Annotated in this window: 18 protein-coding genes and 2 tRNA genes; 10 read left to right on the top strand and 10 right to left on the bottom strand. The window is 69.1% G+C overall.

Annotation, left to right across the window (positions count from 1 at the left end):
• Positions 1–19: 19 nt before the first annotated feature.
• Entirely contained in the window at positions 20–1087 is a 1068-nt protein-coding gene (locus ACRDSQ_RS20535) for a pyridoxal phosphate-dependent aminotransferase (protein WP_431423291.1), read from the bottom strand.
• A gap of 120 nt (positions 1088–1207) precedes the next feature.
• On the opposite strand from ACRDSQ_RS20535, the gene ACRDSQ_RS20530 reads away from it, so the two are divergent.
• Entirely contained in the window at positions 1208–1873 is a 666-nt protein-coding gene (locus ACRDSQ_RS20530; RefSeq protein ID WP_431423289.1) for a dienelactone hydrolase family protein, read from the top strand.
• Positions 1874–1957: 84 nt separating this feature from the next.
• On the opposite strand, the gene ACRDSQ_RS20525 is transcribed toward ACRDSQ_RS20530, so the two are convergent.
• Positions 1958–2620 (bottom strand): CoA transferase subunit B, encoded by a 663-nt coding sequence (locus ACRDSQ_RS20525; protein ID WP_431423288.1) that lies wholly within the window; start codon positions 2618–2620, stop codon positions 1958–1960.
• A gap of 2 nt (positions 2621–2622) precedes the next feature.
• Positions 2623–3390 (bottom strand): CoA transferase subunit A, encoded by a 768-nt coding sequence (locus ACRDSQ_RS20520; RefSeq protein WP_431423286.1) that lies wholly within the window; start codon positions 3388–3390, stop codon positions 2623–2625.
• Positions 3391–3599: 209 nt separating this feature from the next.
• On the opposite strand from ACRDSQ_RS20520, the gene ACRDSQ_RS20515 reads away from it, so the two are divergent.
• The 3 genes from ACRDSQ_RS20515 to ACRDSQ_RS20505 all read left to right on the top strand — a co-directional run bounded on the left by ACRDSQ_RS20515 (position 3600) and on the right by ACRDSQ_RS20505 (position 4651).
• Positions 3600–3689, top strand: a tRNA-Ser gene (locus tag ACRDSQ_RS20515).
• 35 nt (positions 3690–3724) lie between these two features.
• Positions 3725–3797: transfer RNA gene (locus ACRDSQ_RS20510), tRNA-Arg, on the top strand.
• A 299-nt stretch (positions 3798–4096) separates the two neighbouring features.
• Entirely contained in the window at positions 4097–4651 is a 555-nt protein-coding gene (locus tag ACRDSQ_RS20505) for a DUF6907 domain-containing protein (RefSeq protein WP_431423285.1), read from the top strand.
• Positions 4652–4934: 283 nt separating this feature from the next.
• On the opposite strand, the gene ACRDSQ_RS20500 is transcribed toward ACRDSQ_RS20505, so the two are convergent.
• The 5 genes from ACRDSQ_RS20500 to ACRDSQ_RS20480 form a co-directional block, all read right to left on the bottom strand.
• Positions 4935–5402, bottom strand: coding sequence for a hypothetical protein (locus ACRDSQ_RS20500; RefSeq protein WP_431423284.1), 468 nt, complete (start codon positions 5400–5402; stop codon positions 4935–4937).
• A gap of 51 nt (positions 5403–5453) precedes the next feature.
• Positions 5454–5627: a hypothetical protein gene (locus tag ACRDSQ_RS20495; protein ID WP_431423282.1), complete on the bottom strand. Its 174-nt coding sequence runs from the start codon at positions 5625–5627 to the stop codon at positions 5454–5456.
• 135 nt (positions 5628–5762) lie between these two features.
• Positions 5763–7013, bottom strand: a complete 1251-nt coding sequence (locus ACRDSQ_RS20490) for an MFS transporter (RefSeq protein WP_431423281.1) — start codon at positions 7011–7013, stop codon at positions 5763–5765.
• 92 nt (positions 7014–7105) lie between these two features.
• On the bottom strand, positions 7106–8689 hold the full coding sequence (locus tag ACRDSQ_RS20485; RefSeq protein ID WP_431423279.1) for an ABC transporter permease: 1584 nt from the start codon (positions 8687–8689) through the stop codon (positions 7106–7108).
• Positions 8686–9579 carry an ABC transporter ATP-binding protein gene (locus tag ACRDSQ_RS20480; protein ID WP_431423278.1) on the bottom strand — a complete coding sequence of 298 codons (894 nt, stop codon included), beginning with the start codon at positions 9577–9579 and terminating at the stop codon, positions 8686–8688. The genes ACRDSQ_RS20485 and ACRDSQ_RS20480 overlap by 4 nt, the downstream gene beginning before the upstream one ends.
• A gap of 69 nt (positions 9580–9648) precedes the next feature.
• On the opposite strand from ACRDSQ_RS20480, the gene ACRDSQ_RS20475 reads away from it, so the two are divergent.
• Together ACRDSQ_RS20475 and ACRDSQ_RS20470 are read left to right on the top strand one after the other, a co-directional pair.
• Complete coding sequence (locus tag ACRDSQ_RS20475; RefSeq protein ID WP_431423277.1) at positions 9649–10119, top strand: GbsR/MarR family transcriptional regulator; 471 nt, start codon at positions 9649–9651, stop codon at positions 10117–10119.
• Complete coding sequence (locus tag ACRDSQ_RS20470) at positions 10092–10823, top strand: SGNH/GDSL hydrolase family protein (RefSeq protein ID WP_431423275.1); 732 nt, start codon at positions 10092–10094, stop codon at positions 10821–10823. Before ACRDSQ_RS20475 ends, ACRDSQ_RS20470 begins: the two co-directional genes overlap by 28 nt.
• Here ACRDSQ_RS20470 and ACRDSQ_RS20465 read toward each other — a convergent pair.
• A complete protein-coding gene (locus ACRDSQ_RS20465) occupies positions 10804–11256 on the bottom strand; it encodes an SRPBCC family protein (protein ID WP_431423273.1) in 453 nt (150 codons plus the stop codon). The genes ACRDSQ_RS20470 and ACRDSQ_RS20465 overlap by 20 nt on opposite strands.
• 59 nt (positions 11257–11315) lie before the next feature.
• On the opposite strand from ACRDSQ_RS20465, the gene ACRDSQ_RS20460 reads away from it, so the two are divergent.
• A complete protein-coding gene (locus tag ACRDSQ_RS20460) occupies positions 11316–12944 on the top strand; it encodes a DUF885 domain-containing protein (RefSeq protein ID WP_431423271.1) in 1629 nt (542 codons plus the stop codon).
• Here the strand turns inward: ACRDSQ_RS20460 and ACRDSQ_RS20455 are convergent.
• Positions 12941–13696, bottom strand: a complete 756-nt coding sequence (locus ACRDSQ_RS20455) for a hypothetical protein (protein WP_431423270.1) — start codon at positions 13694–13696, stop codon at positions 12941–12943. The two genes, ACRDSQ_RS20460 and ACRDSQ_RS20455, sit on opposite strands and share 4 nt — an antisense overlap.
• A 276-nt stretch (positions 13697–13972) precedes the next feature.
• On the opposite strand from ACRDSQ_RS20455, the gene ACRDSQ_RS20450 reads away from it, so the two are divergent.
• The 3 genes from ACRDSQ_RS20450 (at position 13973) to ACRDSQ_RS20440 (ending at position 16168) form a co-directional block, all read left to right on the top strand.
• Positions 13973–15118, top strand: a complete 1146-nt coding sequence (locus ACRDSQ_RS20450; RefSeq protein ID WP_431423269.1) for a thioester domain-containing protein — start codon at positions 13973–13975, stop codon at positions 15116–15118.
• A gap of 199 nt (positions 15119–15317) precedes the next feature.
• A complete protein-coding gene (locus ACRDSQ_RS20445; protein ID WP_431423268.1) occupies positions 15318–15533 on the top strand; it encodes an antitoxin in 216 nt (71 codons plus the stop codon).
• Between the two features lie 74 nt (positions 15534–15607).
• Positions 15608–16168: a putative glycolipid-binding domain-containing protein gene (locus tag ACRDSQ_RS20440; protein WP_431423267.1), complete on the top strand. Its 561-nt coding sequence runs from the start codon at positions 15608–15610 to the stop codon at positions 16166–16168.
• Positions 16169–16170: the final 2 nt, after the last annotated feature.

The following is a 16170-nucleotide window of genomic DNA, read 5'->3' as shown; positions in this document are numbered from 1 at the left end:
CACGCCGCCGCCGGTCTGATCAGCGTGGGAAGGAAGTCGCGGCCGCGAGGAAGGCGTCGTTCTCCTCGGGCGTGCTGGTGGTGACGCGGGCGCCCTCGCCGATGAACGCGCGCACGACGACCTTGTGCGACAGGCAGTGCTCGTTGAACGCCGCGGTCTGTTCACCCAGCGGCAGCCAGACGAAGTTGGCCTCCGTCACCGGGACCTCATAGCCCGCCTCGATCAGCGCGGCCCGCACCCGGCCGCGTTCGCCGACGATGTCGCGGCAGCGGGCCAGCAATTCGTCCTCGGCGTCGAGTGAGGCGATCGCGGCGACCTGGGCGACCATGTTGACCGCGAACGGCACGAAGACCTTGCGGACCGCGGCCGTCACCGCCTCCGGGGCGATCAGGTAGCCCACGCGGAGCCCCGCGAGGCCGTACGCCTTGGAGAAGGTGCGCAGCACGGCGACGTTGTCGCGGCCCGCGGCCCACTGCCCCTTGGCCAGCTCGACGCCGTCGGCGATGTCCGTGTTCTCGACGAACTCGCCGTAGGCCTCGTCGATGATGATCAGCACGTCGTCGGGGACGGCGGCGATGAACCGTTCGATCGCGGCCTTCGGGTGCGCGGTCCCGGTCGGGTTATTGGGGTTGCACAGGTAGATCAGCCGGGTCTTCGGCGTCACCGCGGCGGCCATCGCGTCCAGGTCCAGCTCGTGCCCGTCGGTCAGCGGGACGCGCGCCTGGGCGGCGCCGACGACCTGGGTGATGATCGGGTAGGCCTCGAACGAGCGCCACGCGAACATGACCTCGTCGTCTGGGGTGCAGGTCGCCTGGACCAGCTGCTGGCACAAGGTCACCGAGCCGCAGCCGACGGCCACCTGGTCCTCGCTGACGCCCAGCTTGCGCGCCAGCCGCGCGACCAACTCGCCCGCGCCGCTGTCCGGGTACCGGTTGATGTGACCCGCCGCCTGGGCGATCGCCTCGACCACGCTCGGCAGCGGGCCGAGCGACACCTCGTTGCTGGCGAGCTTGATCGCGCCCGGAATTGTCCGACCCGGCACATAACCGGGCAGGGCGTCCAGGTCGGCGCGAGTACGCACACTCATCGAAGCTCCTCGTCGTCACGGGTGGCGGCCACGCTGCCGCTGCCCCGAATCTAGCCCGATACGGCGGGTGAGCGAGTGATCACGTTGACGAGGACACACCCACCCGTGGTTGGCTTGGTCATGGCCCAGACCCGCACCGAGGACTTCCGGCTGGCCGATGGCCGCGCGCTGCGCCTCACCTACGCCGAACCCGACCGAGTGACCCGCGGCGGTCTCGTCGTCCTGCACGAAGCCCGTGGCATCACCGAAGCCGTGCTCGCGATGGTGGCCGGGCTGGCCGCCGAGGGCTGGCTGATCGTGGTGCCCCACCTCTACGAAGGCGGCTCCGCCGAAGTCGACCACGCGGAGGCCCGCGACAAGGTCAGCGAACTGTCGGGGCAGTCGGTGCTGGCCGCGACCGACATCGCGTTCGCGTGGCTCGCCGAGCGCAAGGTGAACCTCGACCGGATCGGCGTCATCGGCTTCGAACTCGGCGGCGCGGTCGCCCTTGTGGTCGCCGCCAGCCGAACGATCGGGGCCGCGGTGACCGTGGCGGGCGGCGGGATCATCGAGCCGCTCGCGGCCGGTCTGCCCCCGCTGATCGAGGTCGCCGCGGACCTGCGGGTCCCGTGGCTGGGGCTCTACCGCATCGAGGGCGACGACATCACCGAACAGCAGGTGGAGAAACTGCGCGACGCCGCGTCCACGGCCCCCGTCGCGACGGACGTGGTCCGCTTCGCCTTCGAGACCGGCGGCTTCGAGGCCTGGCAGCGCGCGCTGAACTGGTTCGACGCGCACCTGCGCTGACCTGGCGGGGCTCCCACCCCGCCAGGCCCGCGAGTCCCACGTTCAGAACATCGACTTCACAGTTCAGAACGATGAGTTCGCAATTCAGAACGCGACGGCCATCTCGACGACGTCCGAACCGACAGTGAGTTCGGGCTCGGTCTTCTCACGCACCTCGTCGACACTCACGCCCGGCGCGGTCTCGCGCAGGACGAGGCCGTCAGCGGTGATGTCGATGACCGCGAGGTCGGTGATGATCCGCTGCGCCACCCGCAAACCGGTGTAGGGCAGCGAACACTCGTTGACGATCTTGTAAGACCCGTCCTTGGCGACATGCTCCATCAGCACAACTACGTGCTTGGCGCCGTGCACCAGGTCCATCGCGCCGCCCATGCCCTTGACCATCTTGCCGGGGATCATCCAGTTGGCGATGTCTCCGACTTTGGACACCTGCATGGCGCCGAGGATGGCGGCGTCGACCTTGCCGCCGCGGATCATCCCGAACGACGCGGCGGAGTCGAAGAACGAGGCCCCCTTGCGAAGGGTGACCGTCTCCTTGCCCGCGTTGATCAGGTCGGGGCTCTCCTCGCCGTCGTACGGGTACGCGCCGACACCGAGGATGCCGTTCTCCGATTGCAGCACGATTTCGACGTCGTCGGGCACGTAGTTCGGGACCAGGGTGGGGAGGCCGATGCCGAGGTTCACGTAGGAGCCGTCGGACAGTTCGGCGGCCGCGCGGGCGGCCATCTGCTCGCGGGTAAGTGCCATGCTCAGGCCTCCAGCTTCGGACGGACGGTGCGGCGCTCGATGCGCTTGTCGGCGGCCTGCTCGGCGGTCAGCGGGACGACCCGCTGGATGAAGATGCCCGGCAGGTGCACCTCGTTGGGGGCCAACTCGCCGGGCTCCACGAGCTCCTCGACCTCGGCGATGCTGATGCGTCCCGCCTGGGCGCACAGCGGGTTGAAGTTCTGCGCGGAGTCCCGGAACACGAGGTTGCCGTGCCGGTCCCCCTTCCAGGCGCGGACCAGGCCGAAGTCGCACACGATGGCGCGCTCGAGGACGTAGTCCAGCCCGTCGAACTCCCGGACCTCTTTGGGCGGGGAGGCGATGGAAACGTTGCCCTCGCTGTCATACCGCCACGGCACCCCGCCGTCGGCCACCTGCGTCCCCACCCCGGTCCGGGTGTAGAACGCCGGAATCCCCGCGCCACCGGCCCGAAGCCGCTCGGCCAGCGTCCCCTGCGGGGTGAGCTCGACCTCGAGTTCGCCGGAGAGGTACTGGCGAGCGAACTCCTTGTTCTCACCGACGTAGGAACTGGTCATCCGGGCGATCCGCCGCTCGCGGAGGAGAAGGCCCAGCCCCCAGTCGTCGACCCCACAGTTGTTGGACGCCACGTCCAGCCCCGTCACGCCTTTGGCGAGCAAGGCCTGAATCAGCACGCTCGGGATGCCGCACAACCCGAACCCGCCCACGGCCAGGCTCGCGTTGTCCGGGATATCGGCGACCGCATCGGCGGCGCTGCGGACGACTTTGTCCATGTGTGCCCCTCCTTCTGGGTGTGGCAATCGCGACTCTAGCGGGGGCGGCGCGGGTGTCGATGTGGCTGAGGACCACCTTCCTGGGCTTGCGATGTGGGTAGGTGGCCTTTGGTGCCGTTGACCTGCGGATATGCCGTTGAGAGGGGGGCGTTTTGCCTCTCACCTGGGGGTCTGTGTAGTCTTATCGCCGAGCGGCTTGGGGCTCCCCGGGAGGCTTCGCCTAGTCTGGTCTATGGCGCCGCACTGCTAATGCGGTTTGGGGTAACCCCCCATCCCGGGTTCAAATCCCGGAGCCTCCGCTGTACTACTCGGCTCGCCGAGCACAACTGAACACGCGCCCGTAGCTCAACGGATAGAGCATCTGACTACGGATCAGAAGGTTAGGGGTTCGAATCCCTTCGGGCGCACGTCAACAAACTCCCTCTATGTAGGGAGTTTGTTGTTTTGTGCGAGTTGCGGCGCGGTGTCCGTTCGGTTCGACTGGGGAGCGCGAAGTCCGCGCGTCGACTTCGCCTGATCAACTTTAACCGTCTGTGTTAACCCCAAGGTGTCGGACTTCAGGGCTGTTGGGGAATGAGCCGAGGTGAGTCGCATCACTTCTCGTGGTCGAGTGAGTCTCAAGAGTGAGCGGTCGGCTGGACCGCGAACGTTCGCCTGTCGCCCCGGTTGTCGGTGCCTGGCAGGCCCGGAGACACGAGGAGTCAACGTGACTGATGTCAGCTCAGCAGATCTTGACCGCGTGTGCGATGAAGGCGAGAGGGCTCCCACAGCTGATCAGCTGTGTGGCAAGGCTTGTTTCGTGTGCGGAGTGTCGGAGGCTCCCGAGAACAAGCGCATCCTGGTGCACCATTCGCGGACGCGAGAGGCCTGGGCCTGCGAGGAGGAGGCCGGCGAGTCCGCCAAGCTCACCGGAGTGCCATGGTGGCAGAGCGAACCCTGTCCGCCGTGGTGCGGCGGTTTGCACAGTGCCAATGATCATCCGCTGGATCGCGTCCACATATCTGAGTGGAGCAGCGAAATTCCGCTCAGCTTGGCGGAGTTGGACGTGCTCAGGGGAGCAAGCGACATCCTTTACTCGGTTCGCTTCGTCAGCACCTACGTCCAACAGCGGATTCGCGACGCCCGGCCGACTGTGCTGCTGTCCGTGGATGGCAAGGGCGAGCTTGAGGTGACCTTGACCGAAGCGAACGCGATCGCCGAAGCCCTGCTGTCGGCAGTGCGCCGGGCTGAAGGGCGGGACTTGCGAGCCGTGGCGGCCTGATCAAGGGTGTGGGGTCGCTCCCAGGTGGTCCACACCCTTGTGGACGACCTGGGAACGGACCGACTGGCGGCTGGCGACCGGGGTTTCACATCCGAAACAGGCCGATGGCCTGGAGCTTTGCTTAATGGCGTTGTGCTGCAAGCAGAGCATCCGCCTGAACAGCTCACACGCTGCATCGGGATCAGGCAGGCGATCAGCATGGACACGCTGTTCTCCAATCAGCTGGAAGCGTGACGCGTCGTTCTTTTTCGTAGCAAGGGAAAGCCGTAACTCCACTATGGACTCAGATGGCTCCGGCGATGGCGTCGCGGCCGAGGAGTTCGGCGGTTTCCGGGGACAGCAGCCTTCCGGCGACGTCCGGGTCGCAGCCGATTCGGCCCAGGCGGGCGCGGATGGCCGCGGGAGAGCGGCCGCGGGCCTTCGCCAGCTCGCGGATCGCGGTGGTGGCTGGGGTTGACGACGGTTGGGTCAGCCAGTCTTCGCGTAGGGAAGCGTCGTCGTCGGGGGTCCAGCGGGCGTGGGAGTTGGCCACTCGGGGTCGGGCCTTGCCTTCGAAGATCGCGATCGTCGCGAGGGCCTGGCGGACCAGGCCTGCGGCTTCCGTGGCGCCGCCTGGGGGCAGGCGGATCGTTCCCTCGGCGACGATGTCGCCGTTCTCGGCGGCGCCGATGAGTTCCAGGGTCGTGGGGGACGCGGTCAGAGCGTAGGTGACGCCGTGGACGGTGCTCGTGTATTCCATGGTGAATGCCATGGGGTCACGTTACGTCGCCGGGCCGATACGGCGCGGAAGTTATCCACAGGGTCAGGTTCGGCGGTGTTTGCCCAGGTGGTGCGGGGTGCGTTCGTCGACGTCGGCTTCCACCGTGCGTTCGCGTTCCTCGCGAAGGATGGTGGACAGCGTCTGGTTCGCCCGCCGCAGGCGCCAGATGAGGAACGCCGCGAACACCACCGCGGTCACGATCCACACTGCCGTCATACCGATCAACTCGCCTCGCCCTAGGCCCTATCTCCAAGGTTCCCACCGGACCGGACGCCGTGCAGCACATTCGATTCCATTGCCGGTTGAAATCAACGGATTCCGCTCCAACGGAGCAACCTATAACACCCTGGGTCACGGAAGTTCGGCCCCGATGGCCTCTTCGGGGGTGGGGTGACCGGGCTTCTCGGCGGACCTGGCCGGCAGCGTCTCCCTTGCGGGCAGCCAGACCAGGGCCGCGGCCAGTGACAACGCGCCGGTGGCGACGAAGGCGGCGGTGTAGGACAGCCGGTCGGCGAGCATGCCCGCGATGACCGGGCCGAGGATGGCCCCGATGTCGGCGACCATCTGGAACGACGCCAGGACCTGGCCACCGCGGGCCTTGCCGATGACGTCGGCGACGGCGGCGCTCTGCGGCGGGCTGAGGATGCCTGTCCCGATCCCCGCAATGGCCGTGACCAGCAGGAACGCCGGGACCGACGTGGTGTAGCCGATCGAGATCGTGGCCAGGCCCGCGACCGTCAGCCCGATGAGCACCGGCGGTTTGCGGCCCCACCGGTCCGACAGCCTGCCGGAGAACATCAGCATCGCCACGTTGCCCGCGGCGAACACGGCGAGCGCGGTGCCCGCGAAGGAGTCCTCTTTGTCCAGTACCTCGGTAATAAACAGGGGCACCAGCGACACCCGGACACCGAAGGCCGCCCAGCCGTTGGCGAAGTTCGAGGCGAGGGCGGCTCGGTAGCCGCTGTCGCGCAGCGCGGTCCGCAGCGGCATGCCGGGCTGCGGGTCGTCGTTCGCCGACGCGATGAGCGTGGAGTTCCGCAGTGCCAGCCACACGATCAGGATGGCGACGATGAGCGCGCCCGCGTAGGCGAGGAACGGCGCGCGCAGCGAGATGGTGATCAGCCCGCCGCCGACGAGCGGTCCGACGACGGTGCCGAGCAGGAAGCTGGTGCCCCACAGCCCCGTGGCCTTGCCGCGGACGCCTGCCGGGGTCAGGTGGATGAGCAGCGCGATGCCGGACACGGTGAACATCGTGGAGCCGATGCCGCCGAGCGCCCGCACGGTCACCAGCTGCCAGTAGTCGTTGGCGAAGGCGCAGGCCCCGGTGCTGGCCGCGACGATCCACAGGCCGATCAGGTACACCCGCCGCTCGCCGATGCGGCTGAGCAAGGCACCCGCCGCGGGCGCGAAGACTAATCGGGCCACCGCGAACGCGCTGACCACAATGGACGCCGCGGTGACGCTGACGTCGAAGCTGCGGGCGAAGGTCGGCAAGGCCGGTGCGACCAGGCCGAAGCCGATCGCGATCACGAAGTTGGCCGAGACCAGCACCCAGACTTCACGGGGGAGGGTCTCGGGCCGTTCCAACGTTGCAACCGACACCCGAGACCGCCCCCAGAGAAGTTGTTCAGCGCGCGCACTGTAGGTCGGGATGACCTGATCGGGTCAACCCGATTACCCGCGCGCGCATTCCGTCAGCCGATGTCCCGTCGACGGAATCCCGCGATTCCCAGCCCGAAGAGCACGATCGCGACAGCGGAGAGCCACAGGAACGGTGTCGCGGTGAACTCCGCGCCGGGGAGCTTGGGCACGTGGGTGAACGGCGACACGTCGAGGACGGACTGGCTGAGCCGCAGTGCGGGCCCGAACAGCGTGATCATCGCGAACACCCCGACCAAGCCCCAGGCCGCGGTCGTCGACTTCGGCAGCAGCCCGAACAGCAGTGCGGCGACCGCTCCCGCGACCCAGACCGCCGGTAGCTGCGCGAGCGTCCCGGCGAGGATGCCGCCGACCTGCCCGAGGTCCCCGACCCGAAGGCCGTGTGCGAAACCCATCGAGAGCCCGGAGAACGCGAGGAGCACGGCCGAGCCGACCACGGCGAACGCGAGGTGGCTCGCCACCCACGAGACGCGGCTGACCCCGGTCGCGAGGACCGGTTCGGCGCGCTCACCGGTTTCCTCCGACCGCGCGCGTAGCGCCGCCTGGGTCGCGTACATCGCCGTGACGATTCCCAACATGCCCGCGATGGCGGCGATGAACGAGTCCACGAGGCTCTGCGCCGCGCCCATCCGCTGCATGATCTCGCGAATCTGGTCGTTGCTTCCGACGAGATCGATGATGCCGTTGGCGATCGACCCGAACACCGCCGCCATGATCACCACGCCGATGGTCCAGCCGAGCAGTGCACCCCGCTGCAGCCGCCAGGCCAGCCCGAACGCGTTCGACAGCGACGCGGGCGCGTTGACCGGACCGGGTTTGCCGGGCAGCAGTCCCGCGCCGAGGTCGCGCCGGGAGACGAGCCGGTAGGCGCCCGCGGCGAGCACCGCCGTGGCGACCACGGCGAGGCCCAGGGGCCACCACTGGTCGTCGATGAACGGTTTCGCCCGCTGTGGCCACGCCAGTGGGGACAGCCACGACAGCCAGTCGAGCGAGACCGTCGAGTCGCCGACGCCGCGGACCAGGAACGAGCCGCCGAGGATCGCGCACGCGATGCCGTTCGCGGAACGCGAGTACTCGGTGAGCTGGGCCGTCACCGCGCTGATCGCGGTGAACACCAGGCCCGCGCTCGCCACCCCGAGCCCGAGCACGAAGGAGCCTGACGCGCTCAAGCCCGCCCCGGTCAGGCCCATGCCGATGGCCAGGCCGATCACCACGTTCGCCCCCGCCGCGGTCGCGATGGCCGCGGTAAGCGCGGCGTGCCTGCCGACGACGCCGGACCCGATCAGTTCGAGCCTGCCGCTGTCCTCCTCCGCGCGGGTGTGCCGGGTGACGGTGAAGATGCTCATCAACGAGGCGAACAACGCGAGGAACAGCCCGTAGCGCCACGCGGTGAACCCGCCCGCCGTGCTCAGGTCGTAAGCGGGCCCGTAGAGCACCGCGAGCGACGGGTTTGCGCCCGCCGAGACGTTGAGCATCGCGCGGGATGCCGCATCGGGGTAGAGCTGTTCATAGGCGGCGACCGTGGTGGCCGGTGTCAGGCCGAGCAGCACGATCCAGATCGGCAGGATGATCCGGTCGCGGCGCAGCGCGAGCCGGATGAGCGTCCACGTGCCGGTCATCGCGCCACGTCTTCCTGGTAGTGGCGCATGAACAGCTCTTCCAGCGTCGGTGGCTGGCTGGTCAATGACCGGACACCGGAGTGAGTGAGCGCGCGCAGCGCGGCGTCGAGTTCGTGGCTGTCGACGTCGAACGACACGTGGTGGTCATTGACCTTGAGGTCGTGCACACCCGCCAGGGACGCGAGTCCGTTCGGGGGCGTGGCCAACTCGGCGGTGATCGTCGTGCGGGTCAGGTGGCGCAGCTCGGCCAAGGTGCCGGTCTCGACTGTGCGGCCCGCGCGGATGATGCTCACCCGGTCGCACAGGCTTTCCACCTCGGCGAGGATGTGGCTTGAGAGCAGCACCGTGCGGCCGCGGTCGCGCTCCTCGGCGACGCACTCCTGGAAGACCGACTCCATCAGCGGGTCCAGGCCCGAGGACGGCTCGTCGAGCAGCAGCAGTTCGACGTCGGAGGCCAGCGCGGCGACGAGGGCGACCTTCTGCCGGTTGCCCTTGGAGTACGTGCGGCCCTTCTTGCGCGGGTCGAGGTCGAACCGTTCGAGCAGGTCGGCGCGCCTGCGCTTGTCCAGGCCGCCGCGCAGTCTGCCCAGCAGGTCGATCACCTCGCCGCCGGAGAGGTTGGGCCACAGCGAGACGTCGCCGGGCACGTAGGCGAGCCTGCGGTGCAGCTCGGTGGCGTCGGCCCACGGATCGCCACCGAGCAGGGTCGCGCTGCCCGAGTCGGCTCTGAGCAGCCCGAGCAGGACCCGGATCGTCGTGGATTTGCCAGACCCGTTGGGTCCGAGGAAGCCGTGGACTTCCCCGGTCTTCACCGTGAGGTCAAGCCCGTCGAGCGCACGGGTCCGGCCGAAGGTCTTGACCAGGCCGGACACCGAGATTGCGGTTGTCATGCTTCAGAAGTTACTCTTGTTTCAGAAGTTTGTGAATATTCAGCCGATGCGACCTGAGAAGGTGAACCCGTGACTGATTCCAGGGATGACGATGTGGCGCGCTTCGTGGAGCGCTTCGCCCTGCTGCTCTCCGAAGCAGGGATGGCACGGATGCCCGCTCGGGTGTTCACCCGGCTGCTGGCGACCGACTCGGGCCGGATGACCGCCGCCGAACTGGCCGAAGCGCTCGACGTCAGCCCCGCCGCGATCTCGGGGGCGGTGCGGTATCTCGACCAGGTCCACTTGGTCCACAAAGGACGCGAGCCGGGCGAGCGGCGTGACCACTACGCCGTCGACGACAACACCTGGCTCGAGGCGATCACCAACCGCGACAAGCTCTACGACGCCTGGAACTCGGCGCTCACCGACGGCGCGGAAGCGCTCGGCACGGACTCGCGCGCGGGCAAGCGGATAGACGACACCCGCCGGTTCTTCCTGTTCCTCAAGGCCGAGACAGCGGCTATGCAGGAGAAGTGGCGCGCGCAGGAAGCGGCCCGCTGATGCGCGCGACCCTGGCCACGGCCGCGCTGCTGCCGGTGCTGGCCGTGCAAGGTCTCACCATGCGCCGCACCATTCCGCGGCTGCCCGGCGCAGAAGGCCCGACCACGGGGACCACGACCGGCGCGGGTGATCCCCTGCGGCTGGCCGTTCTCGGCGAGTCGACGGCCGCGGGCGTGGGTGCGCGGACGCATGACGTCGGCCTCGCGGGCCGACTCGCGGCAGCGCTGTCCGCTCGTGGGCACGCGGTGAGCTGGCAGGTCTCGGCGAGGATCGGCGCCAACGCCCACGTCACCCGCACGGAGCTCGCGCCCGCCCTGGACCCGGCCGACATCGTCGTGGTCGTGCTCGGCGTCAACGACGTGATCGAGTTCCACACCGCGACCCGCTGGACCCGCGACCTGCTGCGCCTGCTGATCGACCTGCGCGCGACCCACGGCCGGGTCGTGCTCGCCGGTGTCCCGCCGATGGCCCGCTTCCCGGCGCTGCCTCGCCCGCTGCGCTCGGTGCTCGGCCTGCGCGCCGCCGAACTCGACGCCGCGGCCGCGCGCATCGCCCGGCAGGTGCCTGGCGCCGCCCACGTCCCGCTGCCGCACGAGCTGATCGACGGTGACCTGTTCTGCGCCGACCGGTTCCACCCGTCGGAGGCCGGTTACGCGCTCTGGGCGGACGGGCTGGCCGCCGCGGTCAGCGCTGGGCCGCGCTGAGCAGCTTGCGGCTCAGCAGCTGGATGCCCTTGTTCAGGCCGAATCGCAGGACGGGCCCAGTGCCGGGCACCAGCTCGGTGAAACTCGCCCGCCACACGACATCGGTGCCGCCGTCTTCGCGCGGGGTCAGCGTGATCTCGCCGCGGTAGTCCTTCATCGGCGACGGCGTGCGCAGCGCGTACACATGGCGGCGGTCCTGTTCGTACTCCAAGGTCTCCTCGCGCACGAGCACCGGCTTGCGCCCCAGCAGCCGCACTCCGCCGACACCGCCGGGCGCCGGGTCGCCGAGCCGCTCCATCGACGAGTGCGCGATCACCGGTCCCGCCCACTCCGACCAGCGAGCGCCGTCGGCGACCAACGCGAAGATCGTCGCCGCGTCGGCGCGGCTGCTCGCGGTGACCTCGACGGCGTAAGACTGTCGGTTCATGACCATGAAATGCCTCCTGTGCGCGGGAACCACATCGTTACACGCGCGCGCGTAGCCTCGGGCGCATGACCACTGGGGGGACCGCGCTCGCGGACGAACTGCTCGACGCGCTGATGGACGCCGACCCGCTCGGCGCGACCCTGACCGGCCTGCCCGGCTACGACGACCGGCTGTCGGATCCGTCGGAGGAGGCCGAGCGGGCGCTGCGCGCGAAGGTCTCCGACATCGCGGCCCGAGCCGCGAACTCGACCGACGTCACCGGGCAGGTCGTCGCGCAGCAGGCTCGCGCGGCGATCGACCGCATCGACTCGCGGATGATCGAGTACACGATCTCCGACTTCTTCGTCGGACCCGCCTCGGCGCTGCTCACCCTGCTGCCGATGATCGCGTTGCCCGACGCCGAGCGGGCGAAGTCCTACCTGAACCGGCTAAGCGCGGTGCCCGAGCACCTCGACGCGGTGACCGAGCGCCACCGCGCGGGCGTCGCAGCGGGCCGCGTGCCTGTGCGCAGGCTCGTCGACGCGGCTGTCGCGCACCTCGACCGGTACCTCGGCTCGCCGGACACCGACCCGCTGCTCTCACAGCAGTTCGATGGCGAGGAGTTCAACGCCGAGCGCGCGCGCGTCGTCGCCGACCTGGTCCGGCCCGCGTTCGCCCGCTACCGCGACACGCTCGCCGATGAGATCGCCCCGCACGGCAGGCCGGACGCCCGGCCCGGCCTGTGCGCGCTGCCCGATGGCGAGGCGGCTTACGCGGCCCTGTCGCGGGCGCACACCACGACCGACCGCACCCCGGAGGACCTGCACCAGACCGGCCTCGACCTCATCGCGGCCCTGCGTGAGGAGTACGCCGAGATCGGCGAGCGGGTGTTCGGCGTGTGCGACCAGGCCGTGATCTTCCAGCGGATGATCACCGACCCGGCCATGCGCTGGCGCGACGGCGAGGAGTTGCTCGCGCACGCGCGCAAAACCATCGAACGGGCCGAGGCCGAGGCGCCGAAGTGGTTCGGGACGCTGCCCGGCCAGCGCTGCCAGGTGCAGCCGGTCCCCGCCGCCGAGGCGCCGGGCGGGCCCGCCGCGTACTACATGCCGCCGTCGCTCGACGGCCTGCGGCCCGGGGTGTACTACGCCAACACCGACCGCGCCCACGAGCGCGACCGGTTCGTCGCCGAGGTCACCGCGTTCCACGAAGCCGTGCCGGGGCACCACTTCCAGCTGACGATCGCGCAGGAGCTGACCGGCCTGCCGATGCTGCGCAAGCTCGCCGACGTCAACGCCTACGCCGAGGGCTGGGGGCTCTACACCGAGCGGCTGGCCGAGGAGATGGGTCTCTACAGCGGCGATGTCGACCGCCTCGGCATGCTCTCGATGGACTCGCTGCGGGCGGCGCGGCTGGTGGTCGACACCGGGCTGCACGCGAAGGGCTGGAGCCGGGAGCAGGCGGTGTCGTACATGCGAGAGAACACCCCGTTGTCCGCGCTCGAGATCGGCAACGAGGTCAACCGGTATATCGCGTACCCGGGTCAGGCGCTGTCCTACATGGTCGGCAGGCTCGAGATCCTGCGTATCCGCGCGGCGGCCAAAGACCGGCTTGGTGATGCGTTCGACATCCGTAGGTTCCACGACCTGGTTCTAGGCGGTGGGCCGCTGCCGCTCTCGGTGCTCGCGGAGGTCGTCGAGCACTGGGAAGGCTAGTTCCGGCGGGCGCTTTCGATGATCGTGTGCGCGATCGGGCCGGGCAGTGCTCTCGGACTGTCGGGCCCGCCCGCGAGGTCGTTCGTGATGACCAGCAGGGCGGCGCCGGGGCCGAGTTCGACGGCCAGCACCGTCACCTCGGCCCGCGTCGGCAGGCACGGCGCGTCGGCCTTCAGGCTCACCTTCGCCGTGACCACGGCGGCCTCCCTGCCGTCGACCTGCGTCTTCCCGTTGGTCGGCGCGTCGATCTTGGCGCCGGGGTAGGACGCCTCAGCGAAGGCATTGGCGAAGGCGGCGGCGGTCGACTCCGGATCGAGGGGCTTGCCCGCCGTCCGCTGTGCCGCGGCGCCGACCACCCGTGCCCGGACCCGGTGGGCGCCCGCGCAGTCATAGCCGCCGTACTCGGCGGCGCCGGTGAACCGGACACCGAGGACGTCGACGGCTTTGTCGGACGCCACCCAGTCGCCGGGGACCTGGTAGGTAAGGCGGGCCGCGGTGTTGACGACGGCGCTGGAAGCGGACGTGACCGGGGCCGCGGTCACGGCGGGCACCGCTTCCGGGGTACCGTCATTCCGGTTCATTACCCCGATGGCGATAACGGTTCCGACAATGACCGCGATGGCGATGACGCTCAGGATCGCGGGCAATAGCGACCTGGTCGGCGGGGGCAATTCGGTGAAAGTGGACAGTGCCGGGGGGTGGTTCTCCGGCACCTGTTCACCCATCGGATCTTCGTTCCGCCACTCGGTCACGGGCCGACGATAGTGCCGCAGGCGCAACGGCGTATTCGTTTCAAGGCGGGTGGCAATCCACCTCTGTTTCGCCTGACGGTCCGGCTAACCCGCTTAGGGGTCACCCCAGTGAGTGGGTGCCTTCAACGCTGAGTAGAGTTCGCGACGCTGAGCAGGATGATCTTACTCAATCGGGTGAGTTGATCTATTCGGGGAAACAGCAGCGGCGGGTATTGCGCATCCACGCCGCATCCATCGTTTGCAGGGATCGTCGTCGGATCTGATCAAGGAGATTCCATGGGAACTCGCTTCCCGATGCGCCGCGCTGGCGCCGTGCTCGCAGCTACCGCGGCCGCTCTGACGCTGGCCGCCATGCCCGCCTCGGCCGCCGACCCCGCCAAGGGGACCTGGCAGGAAAACGGGGGCAAGGAGGGCGTGCGCGTGCGGGTCAGCCCCACCTGGGTGACCGAGCCGGTGCTGTCGGACTTCAAGCTCTCCGACGGCTCGATGCTCCAGGTTTATTGCGTGGAGATCCACGTTCGTGCCTCCAGCGAGCGCGAGATGGTCGAGGTGCCCTGGGACCAGCACCCAACGGACCGCTTCAAGACGAACAGCGGGAAGATCAACTGGATTCTGCACAACAGCGTCCCGCGCAAGAAAGTGGAGGAACTGCAGGCGCTTCCCGGTCTCTCGGACCTTGACGAGAAGGAAGCCATCGGGGCCACCCAGGCCGCGATCTGGCACTTCAGCGACGGCATCGATGTCGACGAGTCCGACCCGACCCCGTTCGCTCCCAATTCGGCCAAGGACGTCCTGGCGCTCTACAAGCACCTGATCGCCTCGGCCACCGAGATCGCCCCCAAGCCCGAGCCGGAGCTGAAGATCAGCCCCGAGAGCGCGAAGGGCACGGCGGGTGAGCTGGTCGGCCCGTTCAAGGTCGCGACCAACGGCCCGGTCGCCGAGATCGTGGATTCGCTGCCCGACGGTGTCACGGTCACCGACAAGGACGGCAAGGAGATCGCCGCCAAGGACATCAAGGACGGCGCCGAGCTGTTCCTGAAGGTCCCGGCGGACGCGAAGGCGGGCGACGGCTCGTTCACCCTCAAGGGCATGTCGCAGGTCGAGGTCGGCAGGCTCTTCATGGTGCCGAACTACGCCGAGAAGCGCGCCCAGTCGCTGATCGTCGCCAAGTCCTCCGAGCTGAAGGTCGAGGCCACCGCCAAGGGCGAGTGGAAGGCCGCTCCGGTCACCACGACCACGACGACCACCACCACTCCGGCCCCGACGACTCCGGCGCCGACCACGACCCCCGCCCCGACCCCGCAGGGCTCCGACCTGCCGGACACCGGTGCGTCGATCCTGGTCCCGGCGCTCGTGGGCCTCGGCCTCGTCGGCGCGGGCGCCGGTGCGCTCATCTACCAGCGCCGCCGCCGCAACGCCTGATAAACGCACTGCGTGAGGCCCCGTCGGACCTGTCCGGCGGGGCCTCACCCGTGTGTGCGTCGGGTCGCGGACTGTGCCGAAATGAGTAAGTTGATCCACGCGGAGCAGCTTCCGACAGCTTCCGCAGTGGGACGGCAAGACTTGGTTGGGTACCCTGCACGGGTGCGCGCCCGAGTCGGGGAGTGCGTGAGGAGCACTGATGGGTATCGACTTCAACGAGCTCAAGAACAAGGCAGCGGACCTTGTCGAGGAGCACGGCGACAAGATCGAGCAGGGCGTCGAGAAGGCGGGCGAGTTCGCCAAGAGCAAGTTCGGCCACGACGAGCAGATCGACGGTGTCGTGAACAAGGTCCAGGACATGATCCCGGACAAGCCCGGAGCCGCTCCGGAAGCCCCCGAGGGCACCCAGGCGTGAGCTTGGACAGGCAGAGCGACGAGCGGGTCCTTCCTCAGGGAGGGGCCCGTTCCGTTGCTGCGCGCAAACCCTCGATGCTGACCTGGCAGTGCGACAGCCCGGCCCGGCTGGAGTCGGTCCGGCTGCTGGTCAGCGACAGCAGGCTGCGCGCGTCCGGCCGGATCATCGCCGCGGCCGACGAATCGTCCGAGGCGTTCAGCGCGTCGTTCGAGGCCTCCGTGGAGGGGGCCACCGCGGGCAGGCTGCTGCTGCGGACCACCACCGCCGAGGACGAGCGGCAGATCTCGCTCAGCCGCACCGAGGACGGTGTCTGGCTGGTCGACCGCGACGGGGTGTCCCGGCGCGACGAGTTCGACGGGTCCGTCACGGTCGCCGTCGCCGGTGCGGTCACGTTCCACACGCTGCCGATCCGCGGGCTGGGCCTGCACCGGGTCGCGGGCGAGGCGGAGATCCCGGTCGTGTTCGTCGGGCTGCCCGACCTCGCGGTGAGCCTGGTCCGGGCGACCTACCGGACGGTGTCCATCACCGAGGACCGCGCGGTCATCGAGTTCACCGGCGCCGGGACCACCAGCACGCTGGTCGTCGACGCGGACGGAATCGTCCTCGACCACGAGGGCGTCGGCCGCCGGGTCTAGGT

Source organism: Actinokineospora sp. (assembly GCF_050699995.1).
Lineage (GTDB): Bacteria > Actinomycetota > Actinomycetes > Mycobacteriales > Pseudonocardiaceae > Actinokineospora.
The sequence above is the reverse complement of the archived record's forward strand: the minus strand, read 5'-3'. Positions and strand labels throughout refer to the sequence as shown.